Origin of the sequence: Pseudomonas yamanorum, assembly GCF_013386765.1 — a bacterium.
GTDB lineage: Bacteria > Pseudomonadota > Gammaproteobacteria > Pseudomonadales > Pseudomonadaceae > Aquipseudomonas > Aquipseudomonas yamanorum_A.
This window is the reverse complement of record NZ_JACARE010000033.1, coordinates 56,417-72,118: the sequence shown is the minus strand read 5'-3', so window position 1 is coordinate 72,118 and position 15,702 is coordinate 56,417. Positions and strand designations below refer to the sequence as shown.

General features: G+C 62.3%; 14 protein-coding genes. 8 read left to right on the top strand and 6 right to left on the bottom strand.

Annotated features, from left to right (window positions below; all coding sequences use genetic code 11):
- From HX875_RS24645 to HX875_RS24615, 7 genes are all read left to right on the top strand, one after another.
- Positions 1–2,544 (top strand): ImcF-related family protein (locus tag HX875_RS24645; protein ID WP_177046504.1); only part of this gene is annotated, 2,544 nt, incomplete at its 5' end.
- The gene (tssA, locus tag HX875_RS24640) at positions 2,541–4,124 is read left to right on the top strand and encodes a type VI secretion system protein TssA (RefSeq protein WP_177046502.1); all 1,584 of its coding nucleotides are present in this window, start codon (positions 2,541–2,543) and stop codon (positions 4,122–4,124) included. The genes HX875_RS24645 and tssA, both read left to right, overlap by 4 nt.
- Positions 4,125–4,148: 24 nt before the next feature.
- Positions 4,149–5,918, top strand: coding sequence for a type VI secretion system baseplate subunit TssF (tssF, locus tag HX875_RS24635; RefSeq protein ID WP_177046492.1), 1,770 nt, complete (start codon positions 4,149–4,151; stop codon positions 5,916–5,918).
- Positions 5,882–6,979: a type VI secretion system baseplate subunit TssG gene (gene tssG, locus HX875_RS24630; RefSeq protein WP_177046483.1), complete on the top strand. Its 1,098-nt coding sequence runs from the start codon at positions 5,882–5,884 to the stop codon at positions 6,977–6,979. The genes tssF and tssG overlap by 37 nt, the downstream gene beginning before the upstream one ends.
- Positions 6,960–7,496 carry a type VI secretion system lipoprotein TssJ gene (gene tssJ, locus HX875_RS24625; RefSeq protein WP_177046475.1) on the top strand — a complete coding sequence of 179 codons (537 nt, stop codon included), beginning with the start codon at positions 6,960–6,962 and terminating at the stop codon, positions 7,494–7,496. The genes tssG and tssJ overlap by 20 nt, the downstream gene beginning before the upstream one ends.
- 3 nt (positions 7,497–7,499) lie before the next feature.
- Complete coding sequence (gene tssE, locus HX875_RS24620) at positions 7,500–7,940, top strand: type VI secretion system baseplate subunit TssE (protein WP_177046468.1); 441 nt, start codon at positions 7,500–7,502, stop codon at positions 7,938–7,940.
- Positions 7,941–7,963: 23 nt separating this feature from the next.
- Positions 7,964–9,091, top strand: a complete 1,128-nt coding sequence (locus HX875_RS24615; protein WP_177046458.1) for an OmpA family protein — start codon at positions 7,964–7,966, stop codon at positions 9,089–9,091.
- Between the two features lie 27 nt (positions 9,092–9,118).
- Here the strand turns inward: HX875_RS24615 and modC are convergent, their stop codons facing one another.
- From modC to HX875_RS24590, 5 genes are all read right to left on the bottom strand, one after another.
- Positions 9,119–10,198, bottom strand: coding sequence for a molybdenum ABC transporter ATP-binding protein (modC, locus tag HX875_RS24610; protein ID WP_177046519.1), 1,080 nt, complete (start codon positions 10,196–10,198; stop codon positions 9,119–9,121).
- A gap of 5 nt (positions 10,199–10,203) precedes the next feature.
- Positions 10,204–10,884, bottom strand: coding sequence for a molybdate ABC transporter permease subunit (gene modB / locus HX875_RS24605; protein WP_003212595.1), 681 nt, complete (start codon positions 10,882–10,884; stop codon positions 10,204–10,206).
- The gene (gene modA, locus HX875_RS24600) at positions 10,885–11,652 is read right to left on the bottom strand and encodes a molybdate ABC transporter substrate-binding protein (protein WP_256348164.1); all 768 of its coding nucleotides are present in this window, start codon (positions 11,650–11,652) and stop codon (positions 10,885–10,887) included. It lies immediately after the preceding gene.
- A gap of 119 nt (positions 11,653–11,771) precedes the next feature.
- Positions 11,772–12,836 (bottom strand): NAD(P)H-dependent flavin oxidoreductase, encoded by a 1,065-nt coding sequence (locus HX875_RS24595; protein ID WP_177046450.1) that lies wholly within the window; start codon positions 12,834–12,836, stop codon positions 11,772–11,774.
- 110 nt (positions 12,837–12,946) lie between these two features.
- Complete coding sequence (locus tag HX875_RS24590; protein WP_177046448.1) at positions 12,947–13,825, bottom strand: alpha/beta fold hydrolase; 879 nt, start codon at positions 13,823–13,825, stop codon at positions 12,947–12,949.
- Positions 13,826–14,000: 175 nt separating this feature from the next.
- Here HX875_RS24590 and HX875_RS24585 point away from each other — a divergent pair, with 175 nt between their 5' ends.
- Positions 14,001–14,585, top strand: coding sequence for a CGNR zinc finger domain-containing protein (locus HX875_RS24585; RefSeq protein WP_177046446.1), 585 nt, complete (start codon positions 14,001–14,003; stop codon positions 14,583–14,585).
- Between the two features lie 6 nt (positions 14,586–14,591).
- Here HX875_RS24585 and ada read toward each other — a convergent pair whose 3' ends face one another.
- Entirely contained in the window at positions 14,592–15,656 is a 1,065-nt protein-coding gene (gene ada, locus HX875_RS24580; RefSeq protein ID WP_177046439.1) for a bifunctional DNA-binding transcriptional regulator/O6-methylguanine-DNA methyltransferase Ada, read from the bottom strand.
- Positions 15,657–15,702: the final 46 nt, after the last annotated feature.

Here is a 15,702-nt window from a genome sequence, read left to right as displayed (position 1 = left end):
CATGACTTCCTGCTGCGCCTGTCCAGGGATTTACAGGGCGAGGGCATCGCCCGCTGGCGTCATGCGCTGGCGCCTTTCGGCGATACGTTTGCCCATGAGGTGCCCCTGCGGGGCCTGTGGTTCAGCCTGCCGGTACAGCGCACGCCGCATGATAGAGAACATGACTGGTCAGCTGCCCCGGTGTGGCATGGGGTAACCAACGATAACGCCAGCGGCCGCCGGCTGGGCTGGAGCGCGCCGCGTGTCGGGTATGCGTTGGTGTTGGGTCTGGCGCTGGTGTGGGGCGCCGGCTTGCTGCTGTCCTTCGCCAGCAACCGCGTACAAATCGCCCAGGTACAAACATCATTGGCGGCATTGCAGCAGTCGGGAAGCCCCGACGAGCAACTCAGCGCGCTCAACGATCTGGTGCGCGAACTGGGGCGCCTCGACTACCGCGCCAAACACGGCACGCCCTGGTATCAACGCTTCGGTCTGAACCGGAATCAAGACCTGCTCGCGGTGCTGTGGCCGCGTTACGTCGAAGCCAATAATCGCTTGATTCGCGACCCGGCGGCCGCCCATTTGCACCGCCAGCTCAACGCGTTGATCAGTCTGCCCCCGGGCAGCGAACAACGGGCTGAACGTGCCCAGGAGGCCTACGAGCAATTGAAGGCGTACCTGATGATGGCGCGCCCGGCAAAAGCCGACGCCACCTTCCTGGCCCAAGCCCTTGGAAATGCCGAGCCGCTGCGCGAGGGTGTGTCGTCGGGCCTGTGGCAGGGCCTGGCGCCTAATCTGTGGCGGTTCTATGGCGAACACCTGTCGGCGCATCCGGCCTGGGCGATCCAGGCCGACCCGAAGCTGGTGGCTCAGGCCCGACGGGTCCTGCTCAGCCAACTGGGCCAGCGCAACGCCGAAACCCATCTGTACCAGCAGGTCCTCGATGCGGCCGCCAATCAATACCCTGAGCTGCACCTGCAAACCATGACCGGCGAAACCGATGCCACGGCGCTGTTCCATACCGTGGCCAGTGTGCCGGGCGTGTTCACCCGCCAGGCCTGGGAAGGGCAGGTACGCCAGGCCATCGACACTATCGCCGAAGCACGCCGTGAAGAAATCGACTGGGTGCTCAGCGACAACCAGGCCGAAATCGCCACCGAGCTGACCCCGGATGTGCTCAGGGAACGCCTCGTCGAGCGTTACTTTCAGGATTACGCCAGTGCCTGGCTGGACTTTCTCAACAGCCTGCGCTGGAACCAGGCCAGCAGTCTGAGTGATGTGATCGACCAGCTGACACTGATGACCGACGTGCGCCAATCGCCCTTGATCGCGTTGATGAATACCCTGGCCTATCAAGGGCAGGCTGGCACGCGCAGCCAGGCCTTGGCCGACTCGCTGGTGCGCTCCGCACAAAAGCTGATCACGCAAGACGAAGTGCCAATGATTGACCAACTGGCACAAGCACCGCGTGGTCCGCTGGACGCCACCTTCGGTCCATTATTGACCCTGCTTGGCAAAGACCCGCAGGGCCAGGCCGACAATGATCGGTTGAGCCTGCAGGCGTTCCTGACCCGCGTCACCCGGCTGCGCCTGAAACTGCAGCAAGTGAGCAACGCTCCCGATCCGCAGGAAATGACCCAGGCGCTGGCGCAAACCGTGTTTCAGGGTAAAAGCGTGGACCTGACGCAAACCCAGTCCTATGGCAGCCTGGTCGCGGCGAGCCTGGGAGCCGAATGGAATGGAATCGGTCATACCCTGTTTGTGCAGCCGCTGGACGAAGCCTGGCAGCGAGTATTGCAACCCTCGGCCGCGGGGCTTAACAGCCAGTGGCAGCGTGCGATCGTGCGTGATTGGCAGAGTGCCTTCGCCGGGCGCTACCCGTTTGCAGAAACCGCCAGCGATGCTTCCCTGCCGATGCTGGGGCAGATGATCCGCGCCGACTCCGGACGCATCGAGCAGTTTTTGCGCAGCCAACTGGGCGGCGTGCTGCGCAAGGAAGGCAGCCGCTGGGTCGCCGACCCACGCCATAGTCAGGGGTTACGGATCAATCCGCAGTTCCTGGCGGCGATCAATCAGCTCAGCCACCTGGCCGACGTGATCTACACCGATGGCGGCATGGGGTTGAGCTTCGAACTCCAGGGCAAGGCCGCCCGGGACATCGTGCAAACCACCTTCATCCTCAACGGCGAACGGCACCACTACTTCAACCAGAAAGAAAGCTGGCAGCGTTTCAATTGGCCTGGTCGCAGCGACTACCCAGGGGCGAGCCTGAGCTGGACCAGCATCCACACCGGCGAGCGCTTGTTCGGTGATTATCAGGGAACCTGGGGCTTGATCCGCCTGTTGGAGAAAGCCCGAATCACCAGCCTGGACGACGGTGACAGCCGTTACCGCATGGTCCTGAAAGCGCCTGACGGCCTGAACCTGACCTGGAACCTGCGCACCGAACTGGGGGCAGGGCCATTGGCGTTGCTCAAGCTGCGTAACTTCGCATTGCCGCCGCAGATATTTCTCAACGAGGGCGCCGTTGCAGAGCCCTATGCACAGAACGGAGGCTTTGAATGAGCCTGCACGCTTTGATCTCCCACTGCCTGGGCGACCGCGATCCTTTGGTCCTGGCTCGCAGCCAGGCGGAACGCTGGCAACCCTGGCTCCAACCCATCAGCAGCCATTCGCCGGCAGGCGAAGACCCAGGCTATGACGATGACTTCCAACGCATGCGCGAGGAGGTCAACCAACTGTCCGGCGCGGATGCAGAACGGGTGGCCCAGTTGGCAGAAAAGCTGCTGATCCACACTTGCAAAGACCTGCGGGTGGCCACCTATTACCTGTGGGCGCGCTTGCAGAAGGATGGGGAGGCTGGGCTGGCTGACGGCCTGACGTTGCTTGCCGCGTTAGTAGAGCGTTTCGCCGCTGATGTACTGCCGGTACGCGCCAATAGCCGCAAGATGGCCCTGGAATGGCTGGCCAGCGGCAAGGTGCTGGACAGTCTGTCGCTGTACCCCGAAGTAGTGCGCAGCGAAGCTGAGCGCACGGTGGCGGCGTTGGCTTGGCTTGAACGCGGGCTTGAAACCTGGCCGCAGGATCAGCGCCCCGCCTTGGGTGCATTGTACGGCGCACTGTCCGCCCGGTTGACTCAGTCCGGCGGGGTGGATGCGCTGGTGCCGCAGCACAGCGCCAGCCATGAGTCCAACGCGCACACATCGCCTAGCGCCACGGCCATCAAGTCCGGACGCGATCTGTTGGACAGCGGCAGGGCGCTGGCAGGTTATTTGCGCGAGCAGCCCCAGGGTTGGCTGGCGGCGCATCGGCTGATGAAGAGTTTGCGTTGGGACACAGTGCACCAGGCGCCACCTGAGGAAGCCAGCGGCCACACTCGGCTGGCGTCACCCCGTGGCGACTATCGGGCACAGCTCAAGCGCCTCTACCTGCAACAGAGCTGGACTGAACTGCTCGACCAGGTCGAGCGGATATACGCCGAAGGCGTGAACCATTTCTGGCTGGATTTGCAGTGGTACCTCTACCAGGCGCTGAGCAAACAGCCCGCGCCACAAGACAGTTGGGCGGACATCGTCAAGCGTGACCTGGGCATGTTTCTCGACCGCTTGCCGGGCCTGGAACTGCTGCACTGGAGCGACGGTGCGCCGTTCGCGGACGAGATTACCCGTGACTGGATCACCCAGCACGTCACTGGCAATCGCGCGCAGCAATGGCTGCCCGCACCGAAGGCGGTGCCAACCACCGCTGACACAGACATCTTGTCGCTGGAGAGCGAGGCCCTGGCTCAGGCCGACAGCGCCGGCGTAGAAGTCGCACTCGCGTGGCTGGCGGCCCGGCCCGACATGCAGACCGGCCGCCAGCGCTGGCTGCTGCGGCTGTTGATGGCGCGTGTCGCAGAGCAATACGGCAAAAGTGACCTGGCCATGCACCTGTTGGCCGAACTGGACGCCACCGCGCAGCACCACGCGTTGGATGTGTGGGAGCCGGAGCTGAATTTCGAGGTCAAGGCTCGCCTGCTCAAGCTGTTGCGTCTGAAGGCGCAACGCACCGATGCCGACAAACCCTCGCTGACCCGGCGCACCGAGGCGCTGCTGGCAGCGCTGGTCGCCATCGATCCGGTAAGCGCGGCTGTGCTCTGCGGCTAACCCTCTTTCATCTGGAGTCTTTCTGTGACCTTGGACAATTTGACACTGCGCTATTACGACGCCGAAATGCGTTACCTGCGCGAGGCCGGCAAGGAGTTCGCCGAAGCCTTCCCGGATCGAGCGGCCCAGCTCAATCTGGATAAACCGGGCGCGCAAGACCCTTATGTGGAACGGCTGTTCGAAGGGTTTGCCTTCTTGATGGGCCGTCTGCGGGAGAAGCTTGACGATGACTTGCCGGAGCTGACCGAGGGGCTGGTGAGCCTGTTGTGGCCGCATTATTTGCGCACCATTCCGTCGCTGTCGGTGATCGAGCTGGTGCCGGAGCTGGCGCAGATGAAATGCAGCGAGTCCATTGGCAAGGGGTTTGAGGTGTTATCCCAACCCATCGGCCCGCAAGCTACTCGTTGTCGTTACACCACCACCCAGGACCTGACCTTGCAGCCGCTGGCCCTGGAGTCGGTGCGGTTGGCTTATGAGCCAGACGGACGCTCGCTGCTGCGTCTGCGCTTTGCCTGCGGCGTGTTGACGGACTGGAACCAGCTCGACCTGAGCCGTCTGCCGCTGTACCTGAGCGCCGATGCACCGCTGGCCAGCGCCTTGCACCAGGCGCTGACGCTGAACACCCAGGCGCTGTACGTGCGTCTGCCTGGGCAAGACGAACGCGAAGCCCTTGACGGCCATTTCGCGCCCAAGGGCTTCGCCGACGAGGATCGCCTGTGGCCCAAGGGCGATAGCGCGTTCAGTGGCTATCAGTTGCTGTTGGAGTACTTCACGTTTCGCGAGAAGTTCATGTTCGTGACCCTCTGTGGTCTGGAACAACTCAGCCTCAACGCCGGTACACCCTGGTTCGAACTGGACGTGGTATTGCGTGAGGCGTGGCCGCGTGAATTCAGTGTGAGCAGCGAACACATTCGCCTGCATGCGGTGCCGGTGATCAACCTGTTCGCGCTGGACTGCGACCCCTTGACGCTGGAGCCGTTGCAAACGGACTACCTGCTGCGGCCCATGCGGTTGCAGGACGGGCACACCGAAATTTATTCGGTCGACCAGGTGACCTCATCAAAGAGCAACGTACGCCACGACTACGTGCCCTTCAGCAGCTTTCGCCACAAGGGCGGAATGCTGCGTGACGATGCCCCGGAGTGGTATTTCCATACCCGTTTAAAACGTTCGGCCAAGGGCTTGCATGACACCTGGTTGATCCTGGGCGGTGACGGGTTCGACAAGGATCTGCTAAGCAACAGCGAAAGCCTGTCGTTACGCTTGACCGGCACCAACGGACTGCTACCCCGCAAGGCCCTGCAAAGCACCTTGCTCGACACCGTCATGCAGTCCACTCAGACCGGCCTGCGGGTACGTAACCTGTGCGCCCCCAGCTTGCCGTGCTACCCACCCAGCCGTGACCGTTTTCATTGGCGAGTACTCAGTCATCTGGGTTCCAACTTCCTGCCGATGCTCGACAGCGCCGAGGTACTGCGCGGCACCCTGGCACTGTACGACTGGACCGGCAGTGAGCTGAACCGTCGTCGGCTGCAAGCGATCGTCGAGGTTCGCCACCATCTGGTTCAGCGCTTCGAGAAGGGCTTTCTGCTGCGGGGGGTGGATATTGAAATCACTCTCGACGCCCATGGTTTTTCAGGGGAGGGCGATATCAGCCTGTTCGGCGAGATGCTCCATCGCTTCTTTGGCCTGTACGCCGATATTCATTTGTTCAACCAGCTCACGCTGATCCTGCAACCTACTGGAAAGTGCCTGCGATGGAACGAGAACCACAGTCAGCGTATTCCCGGCTGAAAGCTTCCGGGTTACTGGAGGCGCTGGACGGGCGGGTCGCCGAGGCGAACCTCTACCGGTTCTGCCAGTTGCTGGAACAGGCGTTGCCCAATCACCCGCCACTGGGGAGCTCCGCGCATCCGGCGGATGATCCGGTGCGCTTTCGGCCTGACCCTGGCATGGGATTTCCTGCGGGGGAACTAAAGGCCATCGAAACCTGTGGGGACCTGCCTGAACGTCCTGCGACGGTACGCACGCGCCTGCTCGGGCTTTACGGCGTTGACTCGCCGATGCCAACGACCTTTCAGGACGATATCGCCCAGCGTCGCGAAGGTCACGAAGCGTTGGAGGCATTCCTGGATATTTTCAACCACCGGATCTTCACCCAGTTCTATCGCATCTGGCGCAAGTATTCCTACCCGGCGACGTTCGAGGCAGGTGGTAGTGACGCAACGTCACAGTGCCTGCTGGGGTTGATCGGCCTGGGGATTCCCGGTACGGCCAAGCAGATTGCTACGCCGGTCTCGCGCTTTCTTGCGCTGCTCAGCGTGATGCGCCTGCCTACCCGCAATGCCGAGGGGATCAGCGCATTGGTCAAGCTGTTGGCACCTGATACCGAGGCGCGGGTAACACCGCACTGGCCACAAAAAGTAGCTTTGGTTCAGCCGGCCAGTCTGTCGAAGCGTCATCCGGTGAGTTTGTCCCAAGGGACGCCATTGGGCAGCGTCGGCGTTGATGCCAACAGCCAGTTGCACCTCGCGCTATTCACTGAGGACCTGAACGAAGCGCGTAGCTGGTTGCCGGGCGGCCTGTTGCACAACGACTTGCTGGTGTTGTTGAGGGTATATCTGGGCTGGCGTTGCACCGCGAAATTGCAGCTGTCTCTGCCGATAAATAGCCTCCCCAGTCCCGTGTTGGGTGGCGCGCCGGTGCTGCTGGGCATGACCGGCGTCCTGGGGCTGGGCAGTGAGGCCTGGCAGGTCGGCGAACACGAAACCATCACCATCAATCTGGGCCGATACCAAGGCCTGCACAGCAACCCCCGATTCCGAGAGGCACAGCATGTCGCATATCATTTTTAATCTATTGAAGGTGACGCTGCTTGGCGCACTGCTCACCGGGTGCGGGCTGACTCAGACAGTGAGTGATGCCACCACGTCTGCGGCCAAGGCCATCTTCTTTAAGCAAGTGAAAACCCTGCACCTGGACTTTACCGGCCGAGCAGCGACGAACGCTGACAGGACGGACATGACCGGGCTAACGGTGCCAACAGTAGTGCGCGTGTACCAACTGCGCGACAACAAAACCATGGAAAAAGCCGCCTACGACAGTGTGTTGAGCGACGCTGACAACCTGCTGCGTGCCGACCTGCTGGACCAGCAAGCGCTGGTGATCAAGCCCGGGGAGGGGGCAGAGCTGGATGTGCCGCTGGATACAGACGCTCAATTCGTTACGGTCGTGGCGTTGTTCCGCACACCCGACACGCGGCTGAACACGTGGCGCCTGACGCTGACCCGCGATGATCTGGACCCGGACCGAGCCAGGGTGATTGAGCTCGGCGACAATCGACTGGCCCTGAAACCGTTGGCATCGGAGTAAGCCGTGAGCGAACTGAACCCTTCGCTTTACGAAATGCTTTTACAGAATTTCGACGGCGAACTCGACGTGTACCGCGTCCGCGAAGAAGACCAACACACGTTATCGGTGCTGGATAACCTGCGGCGCATTCTCAACAGCCGGGCGGGATCCCTCAGCCACCTGCCGGATTATGGCCTGCCGGATATGGCGCAGACGCTGCAAGGGCTGCCCGCCTCGGCACATGGGCTGATGGGAACGCTGATGAATACGTTGCTCAAGTACGAACCGCGTCTGGAAGCCGTCAACATCGAACTGTTGCCACAGATCCGGCCCGGCCATTTGGAATATGCCCTCGATGTACAACTGAAAAACGGCGAGCGCGCGACCTTCGGCACAACCCTGGCGCCCGAGGGCAAAGTATTGGTAAGTCATTTAAGACAGCAGGACTACTTGTCGAAGCCGTAAACCTGTAACGGAAGGGAAGCTGGATGACAGCGTTATTTGAAATGCGTATTCGAGTCGGTGGTGATCCTCGCGGCTTTGGTGAGTTCACTGCCTTGCGGGACGAGTTGGCCAAGCTGAGCCATCCGGCATGTCCGGACGTCGACTGGGCAAAGGTTGAACAGTTGTGCCTGACGTTGTTTCAGAACAACGGCGCGGAGCTGCAAACCGCCGCTGCTTTTGCGTTGGCGCGCAGCCAACGCTACGGCCTGGAGGGCATGGCCCAGGGAGTGACGCTGATTGAGGCGTTATGCAGCGAATGGACTACGGTGTGGCCCCCTAAGACTTCGGTGCGTTTGGGTATTCTCGTCTGGCTGTTTGGCCAATGGCAGCCGTTGCTGCGCCGCGTGGAAAGTACCTGTCAGGCAGTGCCCGTCCTTGAGCGCCTGGGCGGTGAACTGGATCGGTTGGCCGCGCAGTTGGATCGTCAGGGGCAGGCGCCTCTGGTCAGCCTGCAGGCGCTGCGTCATCAGGTTGGCAGCTTGATGCGGCGTTTGGAGCGAAGCCAAAATGCAGGTGGAGCGGACCTGATGTTGACGAGCGCCCCGGAACCGGCCTTTGTCCTGCCGGTGGTTATCCTGCCCGCCCTACCAATGCCGGAGTTGCCGCCTGCGGTCTCCCGAAAGTCCCGTATCGTTCTGTGGCTGTTTGCGCTGATCACATTGATGGCGCTGGGTGGCGGTTGCTGGTGGTGGGTTGATCAACGCGTCCAGCCGCAACCAGCGGTGCCCGACACTGTGCACCTGGACAGCCTGTCGCTGTTCGATGCCGGCAGCATCGTGCTCAAACCCGGCTCGACCAAGGTGCTGATCAATGCACTGGTCAATATCAAGGCCCAGCCCGGCTGGCTGATCGTGATCGTCGGGCACACCGACACAACCGGCGACGCCGAGCAGAACCTCCAACTCTCCTACGCCCGTGCCTCGGCGGTACGCGACTGGATGCAGCGTATGGGTGACCTTCCGGATAATTGCTTTGCCGTCCAGGGCGCGGCAGGCAAACAGCCGATCGCCAGCAATGACACGGCATCTGGACGAGCAGCCAACCGTCGGGTGGATATACGTCTGATGCCACAAGCACAGGCCTGTGCGCTGTCGGAGACTGGGGAGGGCTAAGCCGTTGCGAACCACGCATAGTGCAACTCAGGCCAGCACCGCCACCGCCTTGATCTGCGCCCACAACGTCTGGCCCGGATGCAGTTGCAACTGGTCCCGTGAGTACCGGGTGATGCGCGCCAGCAACGGTGTGCCGGCCGCATCGAGGCTTACCAGCACATGGGCGGCGTTATCCGCCGGGATCTCCTGTGTCACCGTCACAGGCAGGCGATTGAGGATGCTGCTGTGCTCCTCGGCCTGCAGGCTCAGGCTGACGTCCCGGGCCTGGATCTTGAAGCGCAACGATTTGCCCAGCGCCAGCGGCGCATGGGCCACGCGCATCTGCAATTGGCTGGCGGGCAGTTGCAGGGTGAGCAATTGGTAGTGTGCGTCGTAGGCGCTGACCGTGCCGTTGATCACCACGCCGGCGTCGTCGCCCAGGGCCATGGGCAGGTCCAGCCGGGCCAGGGTTTCGCCGATGGGGCCGCTGGCCAGGGCCTTGCCGTCGCTGAGCAACACGATGTGATCGGCCAGGCGCGCCACTTCGTCCTGGGCATGGCTGACGTACAGCACCGGAACCTCAAGCTCATCGTGCAGGCGTTCGAGGTACGGCAGGATTTCGCTTTTGCGTTTGCTGTCCAGTGCCGCCAGGGGCTCGTCCATCAGCAGCAGGCTCGGGCTGGTAAGCAGCGCGCGGGCGATGCCGATGCGCTGGCGTTCGCCGCCGGAGAGGTGCTGCGGGTGGCGATCCAGCAAGTGGCCGATGCCCAGCAACTCCGTTGCGTGGGCCATGTCGACCCGCCGTTGCGCGCGCGGGATGTGCTTGAGACCGAACTCCAGGTTGGCCAGCACTGACAAGTGCGGGAACAGGCTGGCTTCTTGAAACACATAGCCCAGGGCGCGCTTGTGGGGGGGCACGAACAGGCCTTTGCGGCTGTCTTGCCAGACCTCGTCGTTGATCTGCACGAAGCCTTCTTCGGCCCGTTCCAGCCCGGCGATGCAACGCAGGCAGGTGGTCTTGCCGGAGCCGGAGTGGCCGTACAGCGCCGTCACTCCGCGACCGGGCAATTGCAGGTCGACGTCCAGGGCAAACCCGGAGTACTTCAGTTGCAGGCGCACCTCGATCATCGACATCAGCTCCAGCCCGCTTTGGTTTTACGGCTGGAGTAGAGCGCCAGCAACACCAGGAATGAAAACACCACCATGGACCCGGCCAGCCAGTGAGCCTGGGCGTATTCCATGGCTTCGACGTGGTCGTAGATCTGCACCGAGACCACCCGGGTCTTGTTTGGAATATTGCCGCCGATCATCAGCACCACGCCGAACTCACCGACGGTGTGGGCAAAACCGAGAATCGATGCGGTGATAAACCCCGGGCGTGCCAGGGGCAGGATCACCGTGAAGAAGGTGTCCCAGGGATTGGCCCGCAACGTCGCGGCCACTTCCAGTGGGCGAGTGCCGATGGCGGAGAAGGCGTTTTGCAACGGCTGCACCACAAACGGCATGGAATAGATCACCGAGCCAATCACCAGCCCGGCGAAGCTGAAGGTCAGGGTGCCCAGGCCCAGCCATTGGGTGAACTGGCCGAAATAGCCGTTCGGGCCCATCGTCAGCAGCAGGTAGAAGCCGATCACCGTAGGCGGTAACACCAACGGCAATGCGACCACTGCGCCAATGGGGCCGCGCCACCACGAACGGGTGCGCGACAGCCACAGGGCGATCGGAGTGCCGATGATCAGCAGGATGACCGTGGTCAGCGACGCCAGTTTCAGGGTCAACCAGATCGCGGAAAAATCGGCACTCGACAGCGGCATTTACAGCTCGTAACCGTAGGATTTGATCACTGCGGCGGCTTTCGGACCTTTCAGGTATTCAACCAGGGCCTTGGCGGCCGCACTGTCCTTGCCTTTGTTAAGGATCACGGCGTCTTGCTTGATCGGGTCATGCATCGACGACGGCACGATCCAGGCCGAACCGCTGGTGACCTTGCCGTCCTTGTAGATCTGCGACAGCGCGACAAAACCCAGCTCGGCGTTGCCGGTGGACACGAACTGATAGGCCTGGGTGATGTTCTGGCCTTCAACGAGCTTTTCCTTGACCTTCTCGGTCAGGCCTTCCTTCGCCAGCACCTGGGTAGCGGCCAGGCCATAAGGCGCGGCTTTCGGGTTGGCGATGGACAGGTGCTGGAATTGATTTTTCTTCAGCACTTCGCCCTTGGCATCCACGTAGCCTTCCTTGGCCGACCACAGCGCCAGGGTGCCGACCGCGTAGGTGAAGCGCGAGCCCTTGACGGTGTCGCCTTCGGCCTCGAGTTTCTGCGGGGTGGTGTCGTCGGCACTGAGGAACACTTCAAACGGCGCGCCGTTCTTGATCTGGGTGTAGAACTGGCCGGTGGCGCCATAGGCAGCGACCAGTTTGTGGCCGGTGTCTTTTTCAAAGTCGGCGGCAATTGCCTGGATCGGGGCGGTGAAGTTGGCAGCCACGGCCACCTGTACTTCATCGGCATTCGCCGAGGCGAAGGCAAACGCGGCGATCAGGGTGGCAAGGGCCGTGGGGGCCAGGCGTGAGGCGCGAATCATCATCAAGAAGCTCCTTGGGGTTTGCGGCTTGTTATAGGCAGAGGGGGTCTACCGCTATGTATGGGAATATATAGCGGTTGGCCACTGCCGGTACAGTGCAAAGTTGCCCCGGGAGTTCAGGTTCAGCGCCGGCCGAGTTTTTCCAGGGTCTGCGCGGCCAGTTCCAGCGTCAGGTCATAGGTGGAGATGTCTTTGCCGAGGCGCAGTGCCTGGCCCGACCACAGGTTACTGAAGCCGGCTTCATCCTTGGCCTTGAGTGGCATCAACGCACCGCCGGACAGCGGAAACGCCGGGGCGGTCGGGTTGATCGCGCCGAGTTCGCGCATCACCCGGTTGATGATGCCCCGCGCCGGGCGCCCGGTGAACAGGTTGGTCAGCGCGGTTTCACTGGCTTGTGCCGTGCGCAAGGCGTGGTGGTGTGATTTCGAGACGGTGGCCTCGGGGGTGAACAGGTAGGCCGTACCGATCTGTACCGCCGACGCGCCGAGGGCAAAGGCGGCGACAATGCCGCGTGCATCCCCGATACCACCGGCCGCAATCACCGGCACGCTCACGGCGTCGACGATCTGTGGCACCAGGGCCATGGTGCCAATCTGGCTATTCAGGTCGTCGCCGAGGAATATCCCGCGATGGCCGCCGGCTTCGTAGCCCATGGCGATGATTGCGTCGCAGCCGTGCTGTTCCAGCCAGATGGCTTCTTCCACGGTGGTCGCCGACGAGAGTACTTTCGCCCCGGTGGCCTTGACCCGCTCCAGCAGGGATTTTTCCGGCAGGCCAAAGTGAAAACTCACCACTTCCGGGCGCAATTCCTCCACCACTTCACAGGCGGCGTTGTTGAAGGGGGCGCGGTTGGACACAGGCGTCGGGGCGTCAAAGTCGGCGCCCAGTTCGCGGTAATAGGGTTCCAGCAGGTTCTTCCACTGTCGGTCGCGTCCTGCATCCGGCGGCGGAGGCTGGTGGCAGAAGAAATTGACGTTCAGTGGCCGTGTGCTGGCTTGGCGGATAGTGGCCAGCGCTTCACGCAGTTGCTCGATGCTCAGCGCGGCGGCCGGCATCGAACCGAGGGCGCCGGCCGCGTTGGCGGCGATCACCATGGCGGTGCTCGTGGCATTGGCCATGGGCGCCTGAATAATGGGTAGCTCAATGCCCAGCAGGTCAAGAATTCGGGTGTCTGGCCAGGTGCTCATGGGGCGCTTCTCCAACGATGGAATGCTGTACCGTCGTTTTAGCAGGGCCAAGTAGCACCAGGCCAGTCTGTATTATTCACTGGACGAATCCAGTGTTTCGTGGGCGACCATCAATCGATGGCGTGGCCCAATACCTCATGAATCCGCTGGGCAATATGTGCGGCGTGGGTTTCCAGGGCGAAGTGGCCGGTGTCGAGCAATTCCACCACTGCGTTCGCGTTGTCGCGTTTATAGGCATGGGCGCCCGGCGGGATGAAGAACGGATCGTTCTGGCCCCAGATCACCAGCGCCGGCACTTGCGTGGCCTTGAAAAACGCCTGGAACGCCGGGTACAGCGTCAGGTTGTTACGGTAGTCGAGGAACAGGTCCAGCTGGATCTCGTCATTGCCGGGGCGCTGCATCAACAGCACGTCAAGCATGTAGGACTCCGGTGCAACCAGCTCCGGTTGCGAAACGCCATGCAGGTACTGATAGCGCGTGCCTTCCAGGCTGATCACCGCATTGCGGATCACCTCGCGATTGGCCTGGCTTGGTTCGGCCCAATAGGTGCGGATCGGCGCCCAGGCATCGCCCAGACCTTCCAGATAAGCGTTGCCGTTCTGCGACACCAGCGCGCTGACCCGTTCCGGGTGCGCCACCGCCAGGCGCAGGCCCACCGGTGCGCCGTAGTCAAACACGTAGAGGGCATAACGGCTCAGTTGCAGGGCGTCGACGAAGTGGCCGACGGTGATCGCCAGGTTGTCGAAGCTGTACCGGTAATTGCGTTCGGCGGGGACTTCGGTGAAGCCGAAGCCTGGAAGGTCCGGCGCGATGACCCGGTAGCGTGTGGCGAGCAGCGGGATCAGGTCGCGGTACATGTGGGACGAGCTGGGGAAGCCGTGCAGCAGCAACAGCACGGGGGCGGACGGGTCACCGGCTTCGCGGTAGAAGATGCGCACGCCATCGGCATCAACGTGCTGGTAGCGAACCACTGGGGCGGTAATCGACATGATCGGAGTCCTCTCTGTAACTAGATAAATTTATTTTTTGGGTTACTGGATTTCAGCCTGCGCTGGAAAATGTAACCTGTCAAATTAATTTATAGGGTTACTTTTTTGCGCATTCTGTAACTATCCAAAAGCGCAATCAACGGTTACGATGACGCGGACTTGCAGAGGACTCGCCATGACCGCTATTACCCCATCCCCATTGGAACCCTACGTTCTGGCCGACCACCCGGTGCTGGACATGCTCAACACCCGGGCCAATGTCGACGGCGTGCCCTTTGAATTCTGGCAAGGCGATGGCGATGTCGAACGCTGGCTGGTGCGACTTGGCTGGTGCGATGAGGGCGCGGTGCCGGTGTTCGAGAAGGGCGCTTTGCTGGGCGCGGCGCGAGGATTGCGGGAAGTGATCCGGCTGTTGCTGGAACAGCGCAAGGCCGGTGAGCAGGGCGACCCTGGCGCACTGAATGGATTTTTGCGCAAGGCGGTCAGCCACCCGCAGCTGGCTTGGCCGGCGCCCGGCGAGTTACGCCTGGAGCGCCAGCGCAAACAGCAAACGGCTGAGCAATTCTTGTCGCCGATTGCCGAAGCCGCCGCGACGTTGCTGGTGGAAGGGGATTTCGGCCTGATCCGCACCTGTGAGCATCCCGAGTGCGTGCTGTGGTTCTACGACCGTACCAAGGGCCACAAGCGCCGCTGGTGCAGCATGGCGCTGTGTGGCAACCGGCATAAGGTAGCGGAGTTTCGCAAACGTAAACTCCAGTAACCGTCTTCAGGATTCTGCCGGGCTTTCGCGCTCCAGCAATTGCCGTTTGCGCTCAACGCCCCAGCGATAGCCCGACAGGTTACCGTCGGCGCGCACCACACGGTGGCAGGGAATCGCCACGGCCAGGCTGTTGGCGCCACAGGCCTGGGCCACGGCGCGGTAGGCGGTAGGTGCGCCGATACGCTGGGCGATCTCGGCGTAGCTGGCGGTGCAACCCACCGGAATTTCCCGCAGGGCCTGCCAGACCCGTTCCTGGAACGCGGTGCCGCGCAGGTCCAGGGGCAAGTCCAGGCCCAGGGCCGGCGCCTCAATGAAACCCACCACTTGGGCAATCAGTTGCTCGAAGTCATGATCGGCCCCCAACAGGTTGGCGCGAGGAAACTGGTCCTGCAGGTCACGCACCAGTTTGTCCGGGTCATCCCCCAGCAGGATCGCGCACACGCCGCGATTGCTCTGCGCCACCAGGATTGCGCCCAATGAGCATTCGCCGACGGCAAAGCGAATGTCCGTGTTGGTGCCGCCCGCCTTGTAGTCGCGAGGCTTCATGCCGAGCAATTGGTCGGCAGCCTCGTAAAAGCGGCTGTTGGAGTTGAACCCGGCGTCATACAGCGCATCGGTCACCGAGTGCTGGTCCTTGAGCCCGTCGCGTACCTTGCGCGAGCGATGGGCGCTGGCGTAGCGCTTGGGTGTCAGGCCGGTCACCGCTTTGAACACCCGGTGGAAATGGAACGGGCTCAGGCCGGCGAGGTCGGCCAGGGCTTCGAGGGGCGGCAAGGTTTCGGCCTGTTCGATGTGCCGGCAGGCGGCGGCCACCAGTTGTGCATGGCGTGCAGCCACCTGGGTCTGGTCTCCCGACGAACGTTTGTTGGGCCGGTAGCCCGCGGCTTCGGCCTGTTGCGGGGTGTCGAAGAACTCGACGTTCTCCGGGCGCGGCCGCCGTGCGGAACTGCTGGGGCGGCAGTACACACCGGTGGTTTTCACGCCATAGACGAAAGTGAGGTCGGCTCTGGCGTCGCGGGCGACGATGGCGGCCCAGCGGGGATCGAGTTCGGTGGCGTGAGGCGCGGTCATGGTGATGGCTCCTGGATGAAGAGTGCCAGGTTAGTCCCGTGGGGCA

Bases quoted from the DNA above. Each gene is read 5' to 3' on its own strand.
- tssJ (WP_177046475.1), top strand. From the start codon at position 6,960: ATGTCGCATATCATTTTTAATCTATTGAAGGTGACGCTGCTTGGCGCA.
- ada (WP_177046439.1), bottom strand. From the start codon at position 15,656: ATGACCGCGCCTCACGCCACCGAACTCGATCCCCGCTGGGCCGCCATC.
- HX875_RS24590 (WP_177046448.1), bottom strand. From the start codon at position 13,825: ATGTCGATTACCGCCCCAGTGGTTCGCTACCAGCACGTTGATGCCGAT.
- HX875_RS24615 (WP_177046458.1), top strand. From the start codon at position 7,964: ATGACAGCGTTATTTGAAATGCGTATTCGAGTCGGTGGTGATCCTCGC.
- HX875_RS24585 (WP_177046446.1), top strand. From the start codon at position 14,001: ATGACCGCTATTACCCCATCCCCATTGGAACCCTACGTTCTGGCCGAC.
- modA (WP_256348164.1), bottom strand. From the start codon at position 11,652: ATGATGATTCGCGCCTCACGCCTGGCCCCCACGGCCCTTGCCACCCTG.
- tssG (WP_177046483.1), top strand. From the start codon at position 5,882: ATGGAACGAGAACCACAGTCAGCGTATTCCCGGCTGAAAGCTTCCGGG.
- modB (WP_003212595.1), bottom strand. From the start codon at position 10,884: ATGCCGCTGTCGAGTGCCGATTTTTCCGCGATCTGGTTGACCCTGAAA.
- tssA (WP_177046502.1), top strand. From the start codon at position 2,541: ATGAGCCTGCACGCTTTGATCTCCCACTGCCTGGGCGACCGCGATCCT.
- HX875_RS24595 (WP_177046450.1), bottom strand. From the start codon at position 12,836: ATGAGCACCTGGCCAGACACCCGAATTCTTGACCTGCTGGGCATTGAG.
- modC (WP_177046519.1), bottom strand. From the start codon at position 10,198: ATGATCGAGGTGCGCCTGCAACTGAAGTACTCCGGGTTTGCCCTGGAC.